Below are 17,770 nucleotides of genomic sequence, written 5' to 3'. Positions count from 1 at the left end.
TCTACTCCTGAGGAATGGCCGGGCGCAGCTGCAGGTGGACGTCGCCGTCGCACAGGGAGGTGCGGCAGACGCGCAGGTCCAGGGCCTCGGCCATGGTGAGGGGGCTGCGGCCGTCGAACAGGGGCGCGGCCTCGTTGTCGCCCAGGATGCGCGGCGCCAGATGCAGCAGGAATTCGTCGGCAAAACCCGCTTCCAGCAGGGAAAGGGCCAGATGCCCGCCGCCTTCGCAAAGCACGTAGGGGCAGTGCAGGTCCTCGTACAGCATGTGGAACATGGCCGGAAAGTCCGGGCAGCCGCGCTGCCCGGGGCCAAGGGCCAGCACGCGCACGCCCATCTGGCGCAGGGCGTGGGCCGCCGTGGAGGCCGCCGCCGCAGGCGAGCAGAGGAAGACCGCCTGGTGGGGACGCTCCTTGAGCAGATGGATGTCGCCCGCGGGATTGGGCAGGCGCGAGGTCAGCACACAGGCCAGCGGCTGCTGTTCCACCGTCTCACCGGGGATGCGGGCCGTGAGGCAGGGGTTGTCGGCCCGGAAGGTGCCGCCGCCCACCAGCACGGCGCCCCCGGCACGGCCGATACCGGCACGCAGGCGATGCACCAGGGCGCGCGAACCTTCGCTGCTGACCCAGCGGGAGTGGCCGGTACGGGTGGCGATGCGCCCGTCCATGGTGGCGGCCATCTTGAGGATCACATAGGGGCGGCCCTGCTGCCAGGCCAGGAAGTCGGCCACCTGGTCGCGGCATTCCCGCTCGCAGACCGGGCCGATGACTTCCACACCGGCGGCACGCAGGCGTTCGGCACCGCCGGCCGCCTTGGGGGTGGGGTCGTACAGGCCGATGACCACGCGCTTGATGCCCGCGGCCAGCACGGCTTCGCTGCAGGGCGGGGTCTTGCCGTAATGGTTGCAGGGCTCCAGCGTGACCACTAGGGTGCACTGGGCGGGGTCGATGCCCTGACGCTGCGCGTCGCGCAGGCATTCCACCTCGGCGTGGGGCTGCCCGGCGGCATGGTGCCAGCCGCGCGCCACCACCTGACCGTCGCGCACCAGCACGGCGCCCACCGTGGGATTGGGACAGGCGCTCCAGCGGCCATTCTCGGCCAGGGCCAGGGCCTCACGCATGAAGGGGGCGAAAATGTTCTCAGACATGCTGCGGTCCTTTGAGCATGTCGGGCGAGAAGGGGATCTGCTCGAAGGTCACACCGGCCTCGCTGAGCATGGCCAGTCCCAGCTCGTCGGGATAATGCTCGCTGTACCAGATATGTTTGATGCCGCAATTGATGAGCATCTTGCTGCACATGGCGCAGGGGAAGGTGGTGCAGTACAGCTCCGCCCCGGCGATGCTCACGCCGTGCACGGCGGCCTGGATGATGACGTTCTGTTCGGCGTGCAGGCCGCGGCAGATCTCGTGGCGCTGCCCGGAAGGGATGCCCATCTGTTCGCGCAGGCAGCCCGTCTCCAGACAATGGCGCACGCCGGAGGGCGCACCGTTGTAACCGGTGGCCAGGATGTGCCTGTCCTTGACGGCGATGGCGCCCACCTTGCGGCGCAGGCAGGTGGAGCGCTCGCGCACCAGATAGGTGATGCTCATGAAATAATCGGGCCAGGGCATTCGTTGCATGACAGTACTCGCAATAAAAAGTTGGACTACCTTACACGCAGCCGGGGCAAAAGCCAAGCCCGCCGGTGGCGGGGACCACGGACGGAAAAGGCCGCCAGAGGCGGCCTTTCCAAAAGAGGGGCTTTCCGCAAGGCACCGTCAGCAGCAGCGACCGGCAGGTCGGGGCCGCCGGCAGGCGCGGCGGAAAAAAAGAGGGAGGGACCCCCATCCCGTACGGGGACGGGGCCTCCTCCCTCCTGTCGTGCATGGTTACCAGGTGAACAGGGGATAGGCGCGGGCGAATTCCTCCACGCGGCTGCGGATGGCGGCCAGGGAGGCAGGCTCGTTGCGCTTTTCGATGGCTTCCACGATGAAGGCCGCCACCTGGCGCATCTCGTCTTCCTTCATGCCGCGGGTGGTCAGGGCAGCGGTGCCCAGACGCACGCCGGAGGTCACGAAGGGCGAGCGGGTCTCGAAGGGGATGGTGTTCTTGTTGACCGTGATGCCGGCGGCATCGAGGGCATGTTCGGCATCCTTGCCGGTCACGTCCTTGTTGGTCAGGTCCACCAGCATGAGGTGGTTGTCCGTACCGCCGGACACCAGCCGGAAGTCCGCATCGGTCAGGCACTGGGCCAGCACGGCGGCGTTCTTGACGATCTGCTGGCTGTAGGTCTTGAAGCCGGGGCGCAGGGCCTCGCCAAAGGCCACGGCCTTGGCGGCGATGACGTGCATCAGCGGGCCGCCCTGGATGCCGGGGAAGATCTGGCTGTTGAGGCTCTTGCCGCGGGTCTCGTCGGAGAGGATCATGCCGCCGCGGGGACCGCGCAGGGTCTTGTGCGTGGTCGTGGTGGTGATGTGGGCGTACGGGATGGGGCTCTCGTGCAGACCGGCAGCCACCAGGCCCGCGATGTGGGCCATGTCCACCATGAGGACGGCACCCACTTCGTCGGCGATGGCGCGGAAGCGAGCGAAGTCGATCTTGCGGGGATAGGCGCTGGCACCGGCCACGATGGCGGCGGGCTTGTGCTCACGGGCGATACGGGCCACTTCGTCATAGTCGATGCAGCCGGTCTCGCGGTTCACGCCGTAGAAAACGTTGTTGAACAGCTTGCCCGAGAAGTTGACGGGGCTGCCGTGGGTCAGATGGCCGCCGTGGCTCAGATCCATGCCCAGGATGGTGTCGCCGGGCTTGAGGAAGGAGAAGTAGGCGCCCATGTTGGCCTGGGAACCGGAGTGGGGCTGCACGTTGGCGTATTCGCAGCCAAAGAGCTTCTTGGCGCGCTCGATGGCCAGGTTCTCGGCGATGTCCACGTATTCACAGCCGCCGTAGTAGCGCTTGCCCGGATAGCCTTCGGCATACTTGTGGGTCATCACGCTGCCCTGGGCCTCACGCACGGCCGGGGAAACAAAGTTTTCCGAAGCGATCAGTTCCAGTTTGGTGACCTGGCGCTGGGATTCCAGGATGATGGCCTGGGCCAGTTCCGGGTCCTGAAGCAAGATTTCATCCATTCTACCGCTCTCCCTTTGGGGCTAGTCGTTCCACTTCTTCAGGATCAGGCTGGCATTGGTGCCGCCGAAACCGAAGGAATTGCACATGGCGTATTCACAGGGGATATGGGCGGAACCGCCGGCCATGTAATCCAGATCGCAGTTGGGATCGGGATTTTCCAGATTGATGGTGCCGGGCAGCCAGCCGGTATGCAGGGCCATGGCGGTGAACACGCTCTCCACACCGCCCGCGGCACCCAGCAGGTGACCGGTCATGGACTTGGTGGCAGAGATCTTGATCTTGGAAGCGTGCTCGCCGAACACCAGTTTGATGCCCTTGGTCTCGGTCTTGTCGTTGAGCTGGGTGGAGGTGGCGTGGGCATTGATGTGCCCGATGGCCTCGGGGGCCAGACCGGCGTCGCGCAGGGCGTTCTGCATGGCGCGGGCCATGCCTTCGCCGGAATCGGCGGGAGCGGTCATGTGGAAAGCGTCGTCGGAGGCGCCGTAGCCCACCACTTCGGCGTAGATCTTGGCGCCGCGGGCCTTGGCGTGTTCCAGTTCTTCCAGCTGCAGCAGGCCGGCGCCTTCACCGATGACGAAGCCGTCGCGGTTGGCGTCGAAGGGACGGGAGGCCTTGGCAGGCTCATCATTGTAATGGCTGGAAAGGGCCTTCAGGGCCGTGAAGCCGGCCACGCCCAGAGGCGTCACCGTGGCTTCCACACCGCCGGTGATGGCCGTGCTGATGCGGCCCAGCAGGATCTCGCTGAAGGCGGTGCCGATGCCGTGGATGGCGGAGGCACAGGCGGTGGTGGTCACGATGTTGGGGCCTTTGGCGCCGGTGAAGATGGCGATCTGGCCGGGGCCCATGTTGGAGATGAGCATGGGGATCAGGAAGGGAGAAACCTTGCCGGGACCACCCTGCAGCAGCTTGGCGTGATAGGTCTCGATGGTCTTCAGGCCACCCAGGCCGATGCCCAGGATGACGCCCACGTCGTAGGCGTTGTCGTCATTGATGACCAGGCCGGAGTCTTTGAGGAGCTGCTGGGCGGCCACCACGGCGAACTGGGTGAAGCGGTCCATGCGGCGGGCCTGTTTGGCCGGGATGAAATCTTCGGCAACGAAGTCTTTCACTTCGCCGGCAACGCGCGAGTCATAGTCGGTGGCATCGAAAAGGGTGATGGGGCCGATACCGGATTCGCCGGCAAGCAGGCGCTTCCAGGTAGTTTCAAGGTCATTGCCCAGAGGGGTGATGGCGGAAAGACCAGTGATGACAACGCGCGGACGACTCATGGATACTCCTTGGACAGGCGGGGGCTTGTGCCTGGAAAAAATACTCGTGTTGAGGCCGGAAGGGGAAAAACGCACCGGGCAAGCCCGGTGCGTTCCAATTTTCCGGCAGACAGGGAAAAACTTAGCCCTGCTTGCTTTCGATGTAGCTGATGGCGTCCTGCACCTTCAGGATCTTCTGGGCGTCGTCATCGGCGATTTCGATGTCGAATTCTTCTTCCATGGCCATGATCAGTTCGGTCAGGTCCAGGGAGTCAGCGCCCAGGTCTTCCACGAAGGAAGCTTCGGGCTTCACTTCTTCAGCGCTCACACCCAGCTGGTCCACGATGATTTTGGTCACTTTGGCTGCAACTTCAGACATGGTTATCCTCCAACTCGCTTTGTGTTTTCCGGTAGCGGGAGCGGCAGCGTGCGCGGCCGCAGTTTTTAGCAGTACATGCCGCCGTTGACGGCCAGCACCTGGCCGGTGATGTAGGCAGCCTTGTCCGAAGCCAGGAAGGCCACGGCATCGGCGATCTCCTGGGCGGTGCCCATGCGTTTCAGCGGGATGGCGGCTTCATAGGAGGCGCGCACATCGTCGCTCAGGGCGGCGGTCATGTCGGTTTCGATAAATCCGGGGGCCACGGCATTGACCGTGATCTGGCGCGCGGCCAGTTCCTTGGCGCAGGACTTGGTCAGACCCAGCAGGCCGGCCTTGGCGGCGCTGTAGTTGGCCTGTCCGGCGTTGCCCATCTGGCCCACGACGGAAGAGATGTTCACGATGCGGCCGTGACGGGCCTTGGTCATGATCTTGGCGGCTTCGCGGGTGCAGATGAAGGCACCGCGCAGGTTGATGGTGATGACGCGGTCGAAGTCATCGTCCTTCATGCGGACCAGGAAGCCGTCCTTGGTGATGCCGGCATTGTTGACCAGCACGGCCAGATTGACCTTGCCTTTGATATGTTCGGCAAAAAAGGCAGCCACGGCTTCGCCGTCGCCCACGTTGAGGGGCAGGGCCAGGGCACGGCCGCCGGCAGCCTCGATCTCCGCCACGGTCTTCTCGGCTTCTTCGGGACGGCTCACGTAGGTGAGGATGACCTGATAGCCGTCACGGGCCAGGGTCAGGGCAACGGCGCGACCGATGCCGCGGGAACCGCCGGTAACCAGCGCGGTAGGAGTGGTGGAATCAAGATTGCTCATGATGCTGCCTCAATGGATTTTATGATATAGCAGAAAGGGGCCGAGTTCAACGCCGCGGCAGCCTAGAACTGCAGCAGGGCCGCGCCCCAGGTCAGGCCGCTGCCGAAGGCGGTCACCAGCACACGGTCCCCGGCCTTGATGCGGCCCTGGGCTATGGCTTCCACCAGGGCCAGCGGCACGGAGGCGGAAGAGGTGTTGCCGTATTCGGCCACGTTGGTGAACACGTGATCCAGACCGATCTTCAGGCGGCTGCCCACGGCCTCGATGATGCGCATGTTGGCCTGGTGGGGCACGAAAAGATCGACGTCAGCGGCCGTGAGGCCGTTGCGCTCCAGCAGTTCCTGGCAGATGCCGGACATCTGGCGCACGGCATGCTTGTAGACTTCACGGCCCTGCATGGAAATGAAAAAGTCGTCGCCCACGGGATCGCCGGGCTTGTACCGGCAGCTGGTGCCGCCGCCCACGATGATGAGGTCGTGCAGGCTGCCGTCGCTCTTGCAGATGCTGTCCTGCACGCGGGCCAGGGCGTTCTCGGGATCGCTGTTCAGGATGCAGGCGCCGGCGCCGTCGCCGAAGAGCACGCAGGTGCTGCGGTCGCTCCAGTTGACGCGGCGGGTAAGGGCCTCGGTGCAGACGAAAAGGATCTGGGAAGCCGGATCCTGGCAGAGCAGGGCGTCCGCCAGATGCAGGCCGTACAGGAAGCCGGAGCAGGCGGAGCCGAAGTCGAAGGACATGGCCGGGCCGGCACCGATGTTGCCGCCGATGATGCAGGAAAGCGAGGGGCTGAGATGGTCCGGCGTACAGGTGGCCGTGAGGATGTGGGTCAGCTTGGCAGCATCGAGACCGGCATCTTCCAGAGCCTTGCGGGCGGCATGGGTCCCGAGGTCGGAGGCATTCTCTTCCTGAGGCAGGCGGTGACGACGCTTGATGCCGGTACGGGTGGTGATCCACTCGTCGTTGGTCTCCACCAGTTTGCTCAGGTCATCGTTGGTCAGGACCTCGGCGGGAACGTAGCTGCTGAGGGCGTGCAGATAGCAGTTTGGCTTCATAGAAATACCCGTGGCTTAAATGGCGCGTGAGAAGCGGGTGAGTTCCTCGTTGGCCAGGATGGTTTCGGCAAGACGGTCGTTGGTGCCCTTGCGTACGAAGGTACCGGCCATCTTGATGGCGTTCTGCATGGCGCGGGCGCTGGAACGGCCGTGGCAGACGATGGCCAGGCCCTGCAGGCCCAGAAGGGGGGCGCCGCCGTATTCGGCGTAGTCGATGGTGGTGGCGAACTTTTTGAAGGCGCCCTTGGCCAGCATGCCGCCCAGGGCGGGCAGGAAACCGGAGGTGAACAGGCGCTTGAGCATGCGGACCAGGGCCGAGGCCAGGCCTTCGCTCATCTTGACCACCACGTTGCCCACAAAACCGTCGCAGACCACGACATCGATATCGCCCGTAAAGATGTCGCGGCCTTCGGCATTGCCCACGAAGTTGAGATTCTGGGCGAGTTTGAGCAGTTCGTAGGCTTCCTTGACCTGGCTGTTGCCCTTGCCTTCCTCTTCGCCGATGCTCAGCAGGCTGACACGCGGGGCCGCATAGCCCAGCAGGTCACGCGCGAAGGCGTCGCCCATGAGGCCGAACTGGAAAAGATGATAGGGCCGGCAGTCCACGTTGGCGCCGGCGTCCAGCACGACCACGGGATTCTTTTCCGTGGGCAGCAGGGCAGCCAGCGCCGGGCGTTCGACGCCCGGCAGCCGACCCATGATGAACATGCCGCACGCGACCGTGGCACCGGAATGACCGGCGCTGACCACGGCATCGGCCTTGCCGTCCTTGACGAGACGGCAGGCCACCTGGATAGAAGCGTTTTTCTTGCGGCGAAGGATGTCCGAAGGCTTTTCATTCATGTGCACCACATCATCAGCCTGGACGATGTCGAAATGCACGTTGGCAAGGTCGAGCTTGGCGAGTTCCGCTTCCACCTTGGGGGTATCCCCCACAAGGAGGACGTGCAAGTCATGAAGCCTGGCGGCGTCGATGGCGCCAGGAACAACCACGGAGGGGCCAAAGTCCCCTCCCATGGCATCAACGGCTATGATGGGGCGCGCGTTCATTACTCAGCTTCGGTCTTGGCGATCACCTGACGGCCCTTGTAAGCGCCGCAGTTGGGGCACACGCTATGGGGCACGGTGGGCTCGCCGCAGGAGCAGTAGATGACGGTGGGGGTGGCCACGCGGTCGTGGGAACGACGCATGCCCTTGCGGGAACGGGACTTTTTGTTTTGCTGGACAGCCATGATGTTCTCCTTCTCCGAGAGATCGGAAATGATATGCTTTTTGGGCGTGAGTGACCCTATGGGCCAAGCTCAAGAGGCAAGAGCCTAGCAGAAAAAAAATTTGATGTCTAGTTTTTGCGCAATTTCAGCCCGCGCAGGACGGCCATGCGCGGGTCGCCCTCTTCTGGGGCGCACTGGCAGGGGCCGTCATTGAGGTTGGCGCCGCACTGGGGGCACAGGCCTTTGCAGTCAGGGCGGCACAGGGGATTGACCGGCAGGGCCAGGACGAATTCTTCCCAGCAGATGGCGCCCAGATCGAGATACGACACGCCATTCTCTACGACGACGCGACTTTCCAGCAGGTCTTCACCGGTGGTCGCGGCCTCTTCGTCTTCGGGTTCGGCGGCGGTCTCCTCAAAATTTTCGAAATGAGAATCCACGGTCACGGTCACGTCTTCGGCGCAACGGTTGCAGGGCAACACCACGGTACCGGTGATGCTCCCGCGCACCAGATAGCCGCCTTCCAGGGGCATGATGCCGAGCTCGGCCTTCAGGGGATCGATGATGCGGCAGTCCATCTGGAACTCGGCCAGCGGTCCCTGCCAGATGGCGGGATCGTCCAGCGTCATGTCCTTGCCGGAAGGGGAAATCTCACTGAGCGGGATACGATAGTTCTGCATGGTCACCTCAATGCGGCCTTCTTACTCGGCGCTCAAGCCTGTGTCAAGCCCGGAAGGGGCGGCGTCACAGGCCTTTGCGCGGCTCAGGCCACGCAGGAAAAGATCAGCATCACGGCCAGGGCCACGAAGACCAGACCGGCCACGCGGTGCATGAGCATCTGGCCGCGCGGCGAGCTGTTGAACCAGTGGGCCAGGCGGCCGCCCAGGGCCGAGACGGCCGTGAAGACGAGGAAGGCCGCCAGCATGAAGAGCAGGCCCAGTTCCATGACCTGCAGGGCCACGCTGCCGCGTTCCGGCGCGCAGAACTGCGGCAGGAAGGCCAGGAAGAAGAGCGTCACCTTGGGGTTGGTGATGTTCATGATGACCCCGCGGCGGTACAGGCCCCAGTAGCCCAGGAACCGGCTTTCCTGCAGATGGGCCATGCTGGCCCCGGCCCGGAAGGAGAGCCAGGCCAGATAGAGCAGGTAGGCCGCCCCGACGACGGTCAGCAGGGTGAAGGCCAGCGGCGAGGTCATGAAGATGCCCGCCACGCCCACGGCTACTATTGTTGTATGGAAGCACAGGCCGGAGATGAGCCCCAGGGTGGTGGCCACACCGGCCCGCATGCCGTAAAGGGCGGACTGGGTGAGGACGAAGATGATGTCCGGTCCCGGGGCAAGGGCCAGCATGAGGGCAGTCACGAAAAACGTCAGGACAGTATCCAGGGGCAGCATTGGGGAAACTCTTTCAGGGCCTGTTCCTTGCGGGAGCGGGGCAGTCGTTTGATATGATATTCCAGGCGCAGGGCCTCCTGCCGGGACGTACAGGCCCGGGAGAGCAGCAGGGCCACGGGCCTGCGCGGGCGCGTATAGCGGGCCCCGCCGGCCAGGCGGCCGTTGTGCTGGGCCAGACGCCGGTCAAGGTCGGTGGTCACGCCGCAGTACAGGGTGTCATCGGCGCAGCGCAACAGATAGACATGCCATGTGGCATCACTGGAAGCCACCGGAGAGCCAGCCTACCAGCAAAAAGCTGATGGTCCAGCTGAGGATGCGGCCGGGCCACGGGTTGGGGGGATTGCCCGCCAGCATGGAGCGCATCTCGCGCATGGAGTTGAGGACAGAGCCGATGGCATGGAAGACCATGAAGCCGATACTGGCCAGCAGACCGAACTGGATCCCGGCGATGATGATCAGGGCCAGGGTGATGCCGGGCGCCAGACCGGCCTGCCGGCTGCTGCCCGAGGTCCAGATGGTCTGGAAATGGAGGCCGCCGTTCCAGGGGCTGCGGCTGCCGCGGAACTGTTCCTGGCCGTAACCGCCCCGACAGGAGCGGCCGTAAGGCCCCTGGCCCCTGCCGTCGTCACAGCCGTCGTGGATGATCTCGGCCTCGATGACGCGTTCGTCATCGCGGGACTGACCGCTGTCGCTCCGGGGAGAGGGGTATCTGTTCTGGGGATCGGGATTGAAGGGGGACATGATACTCCTGTATCAGGTAGAAAGGTTATAGCGGGCGGCCATGGCCCGCAGCACGCCCCTGCCCAGGCAGCGGGCGCGTGAGGAAACTTTGTCCAGGGGCACGTGGTCCAGCGGCTCGATGTCGCACACCTTGGCCCCTGCACGCACCGGAAGGCCGGAGCGCAACAGGCCGCGCAAACGGCCGGACAGGGGAGCCGGGACGGGAACACCGTCCACCCGGCCCACTTCCTGCCCCTGAAGGACATGGCTGCCCAGAGGCAGGGGGCTTGCGAAGATACCGGCACACGGGGCACGGCCCACGCGCTGTTCGGAGCGGCCATGCTCGCAGGGGATGCCGGTATTGGCCAGGGCCTGTCCCTGCCGGAGGCAGCGGCCCATGTCCGGGCCGAAGCTTTCGATGACGCAGTGGACGTCCCGCCCGGCTTCGATGCCCGGGCCAAGGGCGATGACAAGATCCGCCATGTCCGGGGAAAGGCCGCGGGCCTTCTTGCTCATGGTGGCGTCCACGAAGACCTGCGGACAGAGCTCGCGCAGGCTCGCACCGTCTTCGTCCACCAGCAGGGGCAGGGCCTCTCCGGTCTGCCAGAGGGCACGGCAGGCGGCCGCATCGGGGCACAGACGGGCTTCGAGTCCTTCCACCCGGGCCTTGCCTTCGAAGACCGCCTCGGAAAAGACCACCAGACGGCGGATGGCACGCGGCCGGGCGCACTCCAGCAGCACGAGCCTGTGCAGGCCCGCGTGCCACAGTTCCAGGGCCACACCGGTGCCCATGTCTCCGGCACCCCGGATGACGATAAGGGGACAGAATCCTTTTTGCATCATGACAAAAATGCATCTTGCCGGGCCAGTCGTCAAGGGCCGGGGACGCGCGGACAGGATGCTTGTGTCCCGCCCTGGGGCGGCGTATGGTGGCCTGCACGCGTGTCCCCGGTCTGATGCCGGAAGAGGAAACGACACGCAAGGAGAGATCATGAACAAGATACTCGCGACAGGCCTGCTGGGCCTTGCCCTGGTGAGCGCCATCCCTGCCGTGGCCGCGGACAGCAAGGCGGACAAGACCTGGCAGGAAGCCTGGACGGCCTACAATATCGGCCAGTACAAAAAAACGCTGCGCCTGCTGCAGCCCCTGGCCTCGGACGGCGATGCCCGCTCGCAGGTGCTGCTGGGCCGCTGCTACGAGAACGGCCTGGGCGTCCCGCAGGATCTGGCAACGGCTTTCAAATGGTATATGCTGGCGGCGGAACAGAACGATGCCGAAGCCCAGACCCTGGTGGCCTATATGCTGCGTTCCGGTGCGGGCGTGCCGCGCGACACCAATGGCTATCTGCAGTGGATGCAGCGTGCGGCCCAGAGCGGTTATGCCGAGGCCCAGTTCAACATGGCGCTGATCTGCGCCGACGGCGAACTGGTGACCAAGGACCCCGAACAGAGCTTCGACTGGGCCAAGCGTGCCGCCGAACAGGGCAATGGCCAGGCCCAGCGCTTCCTGGGCGCCTGCTATGAAGTGGGCTTCGGCGTGCCGCAGGATGCCACGGAGTCCGCCCTCTGGTATGCCAAGGCCGCCCAGCAGGGACTGGAACGGGACGGCAGCATCTTCTCGCATATCCGCCAGTATCCCAAGCCGTAGACCGTGCCTATCCGTTGCGGCACGTCCGGTACCGCATCTGACGGACAGATAAAAAAACAGGGCCAGTCTCCCTTGTGTGGGGACTGGCCCTGTTGCGCAGGCGGTCCAAAAAAACGATAGCCGGCAACATATCGTATGGTGCGCCGGAAGGGGGCCGCCCAAACTGTCCGGCCGTGTCGCGTAGGGCATCCCATGCGCGGCGGCAAGGCGACGCATCTCTTTCCGGGGCGCCCCCATTCTTTGCCTTCATGCCGGACCTTGTCTTTCTCCCGCATCATGCCGGGGGACGGTGAGTCGCGCACAGCCTGCGCGACACGAGACCTTGCCGGTGATCCGGTCAAAAGTTTTTGGCAGGGATGGGGGAGTTTGAGGGGGAAGGGGAGACCTTTTTCAAAAAGGGGCCCCCTTCCCCCTCATCCTTTTATTCCTGCTCTTCAGCTTCCATATCGGCCAGCAGCTGGCGGATGCCGTCCAGTCGGGCGGCCGCCGTGTCCTTGAGACCCGCATGGAGCTCATTGCCGACGATGCCTTCCAGGGTATCGGCCAGCCAGGGGAAGAGGCTGTCGGCCAGGGCTTCGGCCTGCGTCACCGAAGAAAGGCCGCTCAGGGCCTGACGCTGCATGCGGATGTAGATCTCTTCCGCCGTGGCCAGGTTACGATGACGGGCAGTGAACAGATCGCCCAGGCAGGGCGTGGTGCAATCCTGCGCGGCGGCTTCCAGCGACTGGCGCTGGGCCTGCATGGTCTGGCGGAAACCGTCTTCGGGCAGACCGTCCTTGTCTTTTTTGTTCTGGGCGTAGGTCTGGGCAGCGGCGGCATAGGCCTGGGCGTCACAGACCAGGGGCAGGAGCTCGGCGGCCTGTTCCAGGCTCTCGCGCTGGCGTTCCAGGCTGTGGATGATCTTGCGGGCAAAGGCGGCCATCTTGCAGGCTCCGGGCTGCCCGGCGGCGTGACCGGCCTCGGCGGCTTCGGCCTCCTGCATGGCCAGGTTCAGGTCTTCGGCCACATGCAGGATCTCCAGCCCCAGCATGGCCTGGAGGTTGTTCTCGGCACGGGCCTGCTCCAGCAGCAGGATGTCCAGACGGGTCTCCTGCTCCAGATCGAGATATTCGGGCGACATGCGGCAGACCTGATCCATGACCAGGGCCACGTGTTCTTCCCAGACCTGTTGCAGCACGCTCTGGTCAGGCTCCTTGGCGTGTTTCTGCTGGGCGGGCAGGGCGGCCACGTCGATGCCGTCCAGATTGAAATTCTCCAAGCCCTTGGGGCCGTAGCAGCGGGCCAGACGGGCGGCCAGGGCCTGATCCAGCGGGTACTGGCTGATGAGGGCGGTGATGGCGTTCTCGTCAGCGCCCACGCGCTGGGCCTGGGCGATGTCCTGCAGGACGCTTTCCTTGTACGCGGACAGCTCTTCGGGCTGCTTCATGACGAACTCCTGAAAAGCCGGATGATCCCGGCGTGTGATCTGTTGAAGGTGAGGGCGCGGCGCAGTCCCCTTGTCTCGTGAGGGGGGAGGGTGCCGCAGGCAGCCGTGGTCGCGGGCCTGTCCCGGACTGCCTGCCGGAGCAGGGATACGGGCGGGAGGGCCGGGCCGGACGGCGATGGCACGGGCGCGGGAAGCGCTCCCGGCGCTGCCGTCGGGGCTGCCGTGTTCAAAGGGTAAGCCTCAAATGGCATCTGTGAAGGATGCGGAAGGAAATTTCCGGGATTTTGTGGCCGCAGACAGGGCGCGCAGATATTGGTGATGCCATCCGCCCGGGGAGAAGAGGAGGTACGTCCCTGCACGGCGCGGCCCGGCGGTACCGCAGGGACATGGCTGACGGCAGCCTTGGGAGTGGCAGCAGGGCGATGGCTGCCCGGAACCTGCCGGCTGTGCGGGACGGCATCAGCTGGTGAAGAACGGAGATGCGTCCAGCGCTCCGCCAGAGGAGAAAGGAAAAGGGCCGCTTCCATACGGGAAGAAGGCCCTTCAACGATCCTTATCCGCGTGTGCTAGTCGACCACGGGCTGCCAGTCCTTGATGCCCACGTCGATGGAGGCCACGCCCCGGTAGTAGTCCAGGCGCGGCGTGTAGGCCACACGGATGCGCGAGCCCACGGAGGAGGGCGGGAAGGCCGTGGCCATGTTCCAGCCCTTGGCCATGAGGGTGATGCCGCTGGCGCTGTCCTTCAGGCGCAGGCGCACATGGTCGCCGCTGTAGCCCAGCGGGCTGCGGTCCACCACCGTGAGTTCCGGGGAGGCGAAGACCGGTTCGGCATTGCCTGCCCCAAAGGGCTGCATGAGTTCCAGCTCCTGCAAGAAGGCGGAATCCGAAGCCTGCTGGAAATCCAGCTCGCATTCCAGCAGCAGGGCCGGGGTCAGGGGCTGCTCGCCCAGCTCGTCCGCCACGACCCGTTCGAAGGCCTCGCGGAAGCGTTCCAGCTGGTTGGGTTCCAGGCGCACGCCCGCGGCCAGCTTGTGGCCGCCGAAGCCCGCCAGCACGTGGGCCGTCTTCTGGAGCCCGGCGTAAAGGTCGAACTCGCGGATGGAGCGGCCCGAGCCCTTCATCATATTGTTGTCGTCGCAAAGGATGATGGTGGGCCGGTAGAATTCTTCCACGATGCGCGAGGCCACGATGCCCACGATGCCGGGGTGCCAGTCGCCGCCGTAGAGCACCAGGGCCGGGCGCTGGCGCTGTTCCAGCTGGCGGTGGGCCTGCTCGCGGGCGGCGGCCCAGATGCGTTCCTCTTCCTCGCGGCGCTGGGTGTTGAGGGCATCCAGATGCTGGGCCAGGCGGAGGGCCTCCACATGGTCCTTGCTGCGCAACAGCTGGAGAGCGGTGTCGGCCGCGCCCATGCGTCCGGCGGCATTGATGCGCGGCGCCAGACGGAAGACTACCTGCCCGGCGTTGAGGCGGGCGGCCGCGTCGGAACCGCTCACGGTCTTGAGGGCGGCGATGCCGGGACGGGCGGCCTCGGCCAGCTTGTCCAGCCCGCCGCGCACGAGGATGCGGTTCTGCCCGCCCAGGCGCATGACGTCGGCCAGCGTGCCCAGGGCCACCAGATCCAGCACCTTGTCCATCTTGAAGCGGCGGCCCGTATGCGGGGCCAGGGCCGCGTTGACGGCGGCCATGAGGAAGAAGGCCACGCCCACACCGGCCAGATGGGGGCAGGGCATGTCGTCTTCCGGGCCCAGACGGGGATTGCAGATGGCGTCGGCCGGGGGCAGTTCCGGCGGCGGCAGGTGGTGGTCGGAGATGACCACGGTCATGCCCAGCTCGCGGGCGCGGGCCACGGCCGCCATGTCGGAGATGCCGCAGTCCACGGTGAGCAGGATGCCGCAGCCCTGCGCGGCCAGTTCTTCGATGGCCGGGATGTTCAGGCCGTAGCCTTCGCTGCGGCGGTCGGGCACATGCCACAGGGCTTCCAGGCCGTGGGCTTCCAGCACGTCCAGCACCAGTGTGGAGGACGTGATGCCGTCCACGTCGTAGTCGCCCCAGACGGCCAGCTTCTTGCCGTCCAGCAGGGCCTTGCTGATGACCTCGGCCGCCTGCGGGAACTGGGGCCAGCGGGACGGCGGCACCAGATCGGGCAGACGCGCGGAAAGATAGGCGTCCAGCTCCTCGGGGCTGTCCAGGCCGCGCCGCCAGAGGATGTCCAGCAGCAGGGGAGAGATGGAGAGCTCACGGGCCAGACCGCGCGGCGGCGAACCGGCAGGGGGCTCGCGGAACAGCCAGCGCTTCATGCCGCCACCTCCCTGACAGGCCCGCGACGCCGGATGCTGGGGCGACGGGGCATGCTTGAGGTGCGGAAAAGGGCAAGAGGGGCGCTGACTGTCATGCGGTCTCCTTTAGACGGCGGCTTTCATCTCGGCCTGGATGGCACGGGCGGCCTCGGCGGGCGAGGGGGCCTTGAGGATGGGACGTCCCACCACCAGGAAGTCGGCACCGGCCTGCACGGCACGGGCGGGCGTCATGATGCGCTGCTGGTCGTCGGTATCGGCACCCGCGGGACGGATGCCGGGGCACAGGCAGCGCAGGCCCTGACAGGAGGCCTTGATGCGGGCGGCCTCATGGCCGGAGCAGACCACGCCGTCCAGGCCCCAGCCGCGGGCCTTGCCGGCCAGCTCCAGGGCAAAGTCGGAAGGATCGGCGCTGATGCCGGGCATCTCGCCGGGGCCGAAGCTGGTCAGGGCCGTGACGCCGAAAAGCTGGGGCGCCTTGCTGCCGTAGCTGTCGGCGGCAATACGGGCCTCGCTGCACATGCGCTCGCCGCCTTGGCAGTGCAGGGTCAGCAGTTCCGCACCGGCGGCGGCAGCGGCCTTGACGGCCTGGGCCACGGTGTGGGGGATGTCGTAAAATTTCATGTCCAGGAAGACATGGAAGCCAAGGTCGTGCAGTTCGCGGATGATGTCCGGGCCGGCCAGGGTGAACAGTTCCATGCCCACCTTGCACCAGGGCACGGCGCCTTGCAGTTCGCGGGCCAGGACGAGAGCGTCTTCCTTGCGGGGCAGATCCAGAGCGACAATGAGTTGGGCAGCCATCGTTCTTCTTCCTTTAAAGGAGGTGTCCGTTGTTCAGGGCCTCCACCAGCCCGGGGCGGCAGTGGGGCGCCAGGGTCGCGGCCAGGTAGGCGGCGCGCAGGTGGTCGTAAGCCGTGTCCAGGTCGTCATTGACGATGAGGGCATCGTAGTGGGGCGCTTCCTGCATCTCGGCACGGGCATTGGCCAGGCGGCGCAGGATGACTTCCTCGCTGTCCAGGCCGCGGCCGCGCAGGCGGCGTTCCAGTTCTTCCATGGAGGGCGGCAGGATGAAGAGGAAGCGGGCATCGGGCATGTTCTTGCGCAGCTGGGCGGCGCCCTGCACGTCGATGTCGAACAGGATGTCCTGGCCTTTGGCCAGCATCTCGCGCACAGGGGGCAGGGGCGTGCCGTAGAAGTTGCCGTGCACCTCGGCCCATTCGGCAAAATGGCCCTGGTCGCGCAGCTCCACGAAGCGCTCGCGGCTCAGGAAATGATAGTCCTTGCCGTCCACTTCGCCCTCGCGGGGGGCGCGGGTGGTGCAGGAGATGGAATAGCCGAAGTTGGGGAATTCCTTGCGCAGGCGTTTGATGAGCGTGGTCTTCCCCGTGCCGGAGGGCGCGCTGATGACCAGCGCGATGCCGAGTCTGTTCATGATGTCAAAATCTCCTTCCGCAGGCAGGGCCCGCGGAGCTCAGTGCCGGACGACCGTGACGGGAACCCGCCGGCTATTCGAGGTTCTGTACCTGCTCGCGGCACTTTTCCAGTTCGTTCTTGAAATCGACCACCATGCGCGAAAGCTGCACATCGGGGATCTTGTTGCCGCAGGTGTTGATCTCGCGGAAGCATTCCTGCAGCGTGAAGTCCAGACGGCGGCCGGCATCCTTGCCCGCATCCAGCAGTTCGTGCAGGCGGGCAAGGTGGGTGTGCAGACGGGTCAGCTCTTCGGTGACGTCCAGACGGTCGGCCAGGATGGTGACCTCCTGCAGGAAGCGGTTCTCGTCCAGGCCGTTGACGGCTTCCAGCGCCTCGTTGAGGCGTTCGCGCATGACGGCGGCGCGCTCTTCCTTGATCTCGGGCGCGCGTTCGGCGATGAGGCCGGTCCATTCTTCCATGCGCAGGATGCGGGAATGCATGTCGCGGGCCAGGGCGCGGCCCTCGGCGGCGCGGGCGTCGTTCCAGTCTTCCAGGGCCAGGGACAGGCCTTCTTCCAGGGCCAGGGTCAGGCTCTCGTCCACTTCGTCACCGGCATCGCCCCACAGGCCGGGCAGGGCGAGCAGGGCGTTGTAGTCGGGGGTGAAGGGCTCGCCACGGCGGGCAGCCAGTTCTTTCAGGCTGTCCAGCATGGCTTCGGCCTGCATGGCGTCAAAGCGCGGCGCGGGGCCGGTGCCGCCGGTGTACTGGAGGGTCAGGCTGATGTCCACGCGACCGCGGGAGGCGAAGCGGCGCACCACTTTTTCCAGGCGCGGCTCAAGGCTGCGCACGCTCATGGGCAGGCGCCATTTGAGGTCCAGATGGCGGCTGTTGACGCTTTTGACTTCCCATTGCTGGGTGAAGCCTTCGCTCTCTACCAGGCAGCGGCCGAAGCCGGTCATACTGCGCAGCATAATATCCCCCTGAAGTGAAAATATTCCAAAAGAATAGGCCAAGCAGCTCCATAATGCAAGGAACGCGCCCGCGCGGCTGGATACATGCCGCGGAAG

Annotated in this window: 20 protein-coding genes; 1 reads left to right on the top strand and 19 read right to left on the bottom strand. The window is 65.5% G+C overall.

The window, feature by feature from the left end; all coding sequences use genetic code 11:
- Window position 1: 1 nt before the first annotated feature.
- The 14 genes from ribD to yqeB all read right to left on the bottom strand — a co-directional run bounded on the left by ribD (window position 2) and on the right by yqeB (window position 10,765).
- Window positions 2-1,144: a bifunctional diaminohydroxyphosphoribosylaminopyrimidine deaminase/5-amino-6-(5-phosphoribosylamino)uracil reductase RibD gene (gene ribD / locus ACQRAG_RS03990; protein WP_204625031.1), complete on the bottom strand. Its 1,143-nt coding sequence runs from the start codon at window positions 1,142-1,144 to the stop codon at window positions 2-4.
- Window positions 1,137-1,616 (bottom strand): deoxycytidylate deaminase, encoded by a 480-nt coding sequence (locus tag ACQRAG_RS03985; protein ID WP_040368923.1) that lies wholly within the window; start codon window positions 1,614-1,616, stop codon window positions 1,137-1,139. The genes ribD and ACQRAG_RS03985 overlap by 8 nt, the downstream gene beginning before the upstream one ends.
- Window positions 1,617-1,865: 249 nt before the next feature.
- Window positions 1,866-3,104 carry a serine hydroxymethyltransferase gene (gene glyA / locus ACQRAG_RS03980; RefSeq protein ID WP_168935421.1) on the bottom strand — a complete coding sequence of 413 codons (1,239 nt, stop codon included), beginning with the start codon at window positions 3,102-3,104 and terminating at the stop codon, window positions 1,866-1,868.
- A 21-nt stretch (window positions 3,105-3,125) separates the two neighbouring features.
- Window positions 3,126-4,373, bottom strand: a complete 1,248-nt coding sequence (fabF, locus tag ACQRAG_RS03975; RefSeq protein ID WP_204625032.1) for a beta-ketoacyl-ACP synthase II — start codon at window positions 4,371-4,373, stop codon at window positions 3,126-3,128.
- 121 nt (window positions 4,374-4,494) lie between these two features.
- Window positions 4,495-4,731 (bottom strand): acyl carrier protein, encoded by a 237-nt coding sequence (acpP, locus tag ACQRAG_RS03970; RefSeq protein ID WP_006003837.1) that lies wholly within the window; start codon window positions 4,729-4,731, stop codon window positions 4,495-4,497.
- 65 nt (window positions 4,732-4,796) lie between these two features.
- Window positions 4,797-5,549: a 3-oxoacyl-[acyl-carrier-protein] reductase gene (fabG, locus tag ACQRAG_RS03965; RefSeq protein ID WP_304021499.1), complete on the bottom strand. Its 753-nt coding sequence runs from the start codon at window positions 5,547-5,549 to the stop codon at window positions 4,797-4,799.
- 62 nt (window positions 5,550-5,611) lie between these two features.
- On the bottom strand, window positions 5,612-6,598 hold the full coding sequence (locus ACQRAG_RS03960; RefSeq protein WP_427803627.1) for a beta-ketoacyl-ACP synthase III: 987 nt from the start codon (window positions 6,596-6,598) through the stop codon (window positions 5,612-5,614).
- 15 nt (window positions 6,599-6,613) lie between these two features.
- The gene (gene plsX / locus ACQRAG_RS03955; protein WP_072334025.1) at window positions 6,614-7,648 is read right to left on the bottom strand and encodes a phosphate acyltransferase PlsX; all 1,035 of its coding nucleotides are present in this window, start codon (window positions 7,646-7,648) and stop codon (window positions 6,614-6,616) included.
- The gene (rpmF, locus tag ACQRAG_RS03950) at window positions 7,648-7,830 is read right to left on the bottom strand and encodes a 50S ribosomal protein L32 (RefSeq protein WP_006003844.1); all 183 of its coding nucleotides are present in this window, start codon (window positions 7,828-7,830) and stop codon (window positions 7,648-7,650) included. Before rpmF ends, plsX begins: the two co-directional genes overlap by 1 nt.
- Before the next feature lie 107 nt (window positions 7,831-7,937).
- On the bottom strand, window positions 7,938-8,489 hold the full coding sequence (locus ACQRAG_RS03945) for a YceD family protein (RefSeq protein WP_168935418.1): 552 nt from the start codon (window positions 8,487-8,489) through the stop codon (window positions 7,938-7,940).
- Window positions 8,490-8,572: 83 nt separating this feature from the next.
- Window positions 8,573-9,202 (bottom strand): LysE family translocator, encoded by a 630-nt coding sequence (locus ACQRAG_RS03940; protein WP_168935417.1) that lies wholly within the window; start codon window positions 9,200-9,202, stop codon window positions 8,573-8,575.
- Window positions 9,178-9,471, bottom strand: coding sequence for a GIY-YIG nuclease family protein (locus ACQRAG_RS03935; RefSeq protein ID WP_168935416.1), 294 nt, complete (start codon window positions 9,469-9,471; stop codon window positions 9,178-9,180). The genes ACQRAG_RS03940 and ACQRAG_RS03935 overlap by 25 nt, the downstream gene beginning before the upstream one ends.
- Window positions 9,458-9,943, bottom strand: a complete 486-nt coding sequence (locus ACQRAG_RS03930) for a hypothetical protein (RefSeq protein WP_168935415.1) — start codon at window positions 9,941-9,943, stop codon at window positions 9,458-9,460. Before ACQRAG_RS03930 ends, ACQRAG_RS03935 begins: the two co-directional genes overlap by 14 nt.
- A gap of 12 nt (window positions 9,944-9,955) precedes the next feature.
- Window positions 9,956-10,765: a selenium-dependent molybdenum cofactor biosynthesis protein YqeB gene (yqeB, locus tag ACQRAG_RS03925; RefSeq protein WP_427803626.1), complete on the bottom strand. Its 810-nt coding sequence runs from the start codon at window positions 10,763-10,765 to the stop codon at window positions 9,956-9,958.
- A 148-nt stretch (window positions 10,766-10,913) separates the two neighbouring features.
- Here yqeB and ACQRAG_RS03920 point away from each other — a divergent pair, with 148 nt between their 5' ends.
- Window positions 10,914-11,570 carry a tetratricopeptide repeat protein gene (locus tag ACQRAG_RS03920; protein ID WP_168935413.1) on the top strand — a complete coding sequence of 219 codons (657 nt, stop codon included), beginning with the start codon at window positions 10,914-10,916 and terminating at the stop codon, window positions 11,568-11,570.
- Between the two features lie 421 nt (window positions 11,571-11,991).
- Here ACQRAG_RS03920 and ACQRAG_RS03915 read toward each other — a convergent pair whose 3' ends face one another.
- The 5 genes from ACQRAG_RS03915 to ACQRAG_RS03895 form a co-directional block, all read right to left on the bottom strand.
- The gene (locus tag ACQRAG_RS03915; protein WP_168935412.1) at window positions 11,992-12,996 is read right to left on the bottom strand and encodes a hypothetical protein; all 1,005 of its coding nucleotides are present in this window, start codon (window positions 12,994-12,996) and stop codon (window positions 11,992-11,994) included.
- A gap of 566 nt (window positions 12,997-13,562) precedes the next feature.
- The gene (gene recJ, locus ACQRAG_RS03910) at window positions 13,563-15,293 is read right to left on the bottom strand and encodes a single-stranded-DNA-specific exonuclease RecJ (protein WP_427803625.1); all 1,731 of its coding nucleotides are present in this window, start codon (window positions 15,291-15,293) and stop codon (window positions 13,563-13,565) included.
- A 105-nt stretch (window positions 15,294-15,398) separates the two neighbouring features.
- Window positions 15,399-16,091 carry an orotidine-5'-phosphate decarboxylase gene (gene pyrF, locus ACQRAG_RS03905; protein WP_006003862.1) on the bottom strand — a complete coding sequence of 231 codons (693 nt, stop codon included), beginning with the start codon at window positions 16,089-16,091 and terminating at the stop codon, window positions 15,399-15,401.
- 13 nt (window positions 16,092-16,104) lie between these two features.
- The gene (gene gmk / locus ACQRAG_RS03900) at window positions 16,105-16,722 is read right to left on the bottom strand and encodes a guanylate kinase (protein ID WP_006003864.1); all 618 of its coding nucleotides are present in this window, start codon (window positions 16,720-16,722) and stop codon (window positions 16,105-16,107) included.
- A gap of 73 nt (window positions 16,723-16,795) precedes the next feature.
- On the bottom strand, window positions 16,796-17,674 hold the full coding sequence (locus ACQRAG_RS03895) for a YicC/YloC family endoribonuclease (protein ID WP_204674027.1): 879 nt from the start codon (window positions 17,672-17,674) through the stop codon (window positions 16,796-16,798).
- Window positions 17,675-17,770 lie beyond the last annotated feature (96 nt).

It is taken from the genome of Desulfovibrio sp. SGI.230 (genome assembly GCF_050313065.1).
GTDB lineage: Bacteria > Desulfobacterota > Desulfovibrionia > Desulfovibrionales > Desulfovibrionaceae > Desulfovibrio.
The sequence above is the reverse complement of the archived record's forward strand: the minus strand, read 5'-3'. Positions and strand labels throughout refer to the sequence as shown.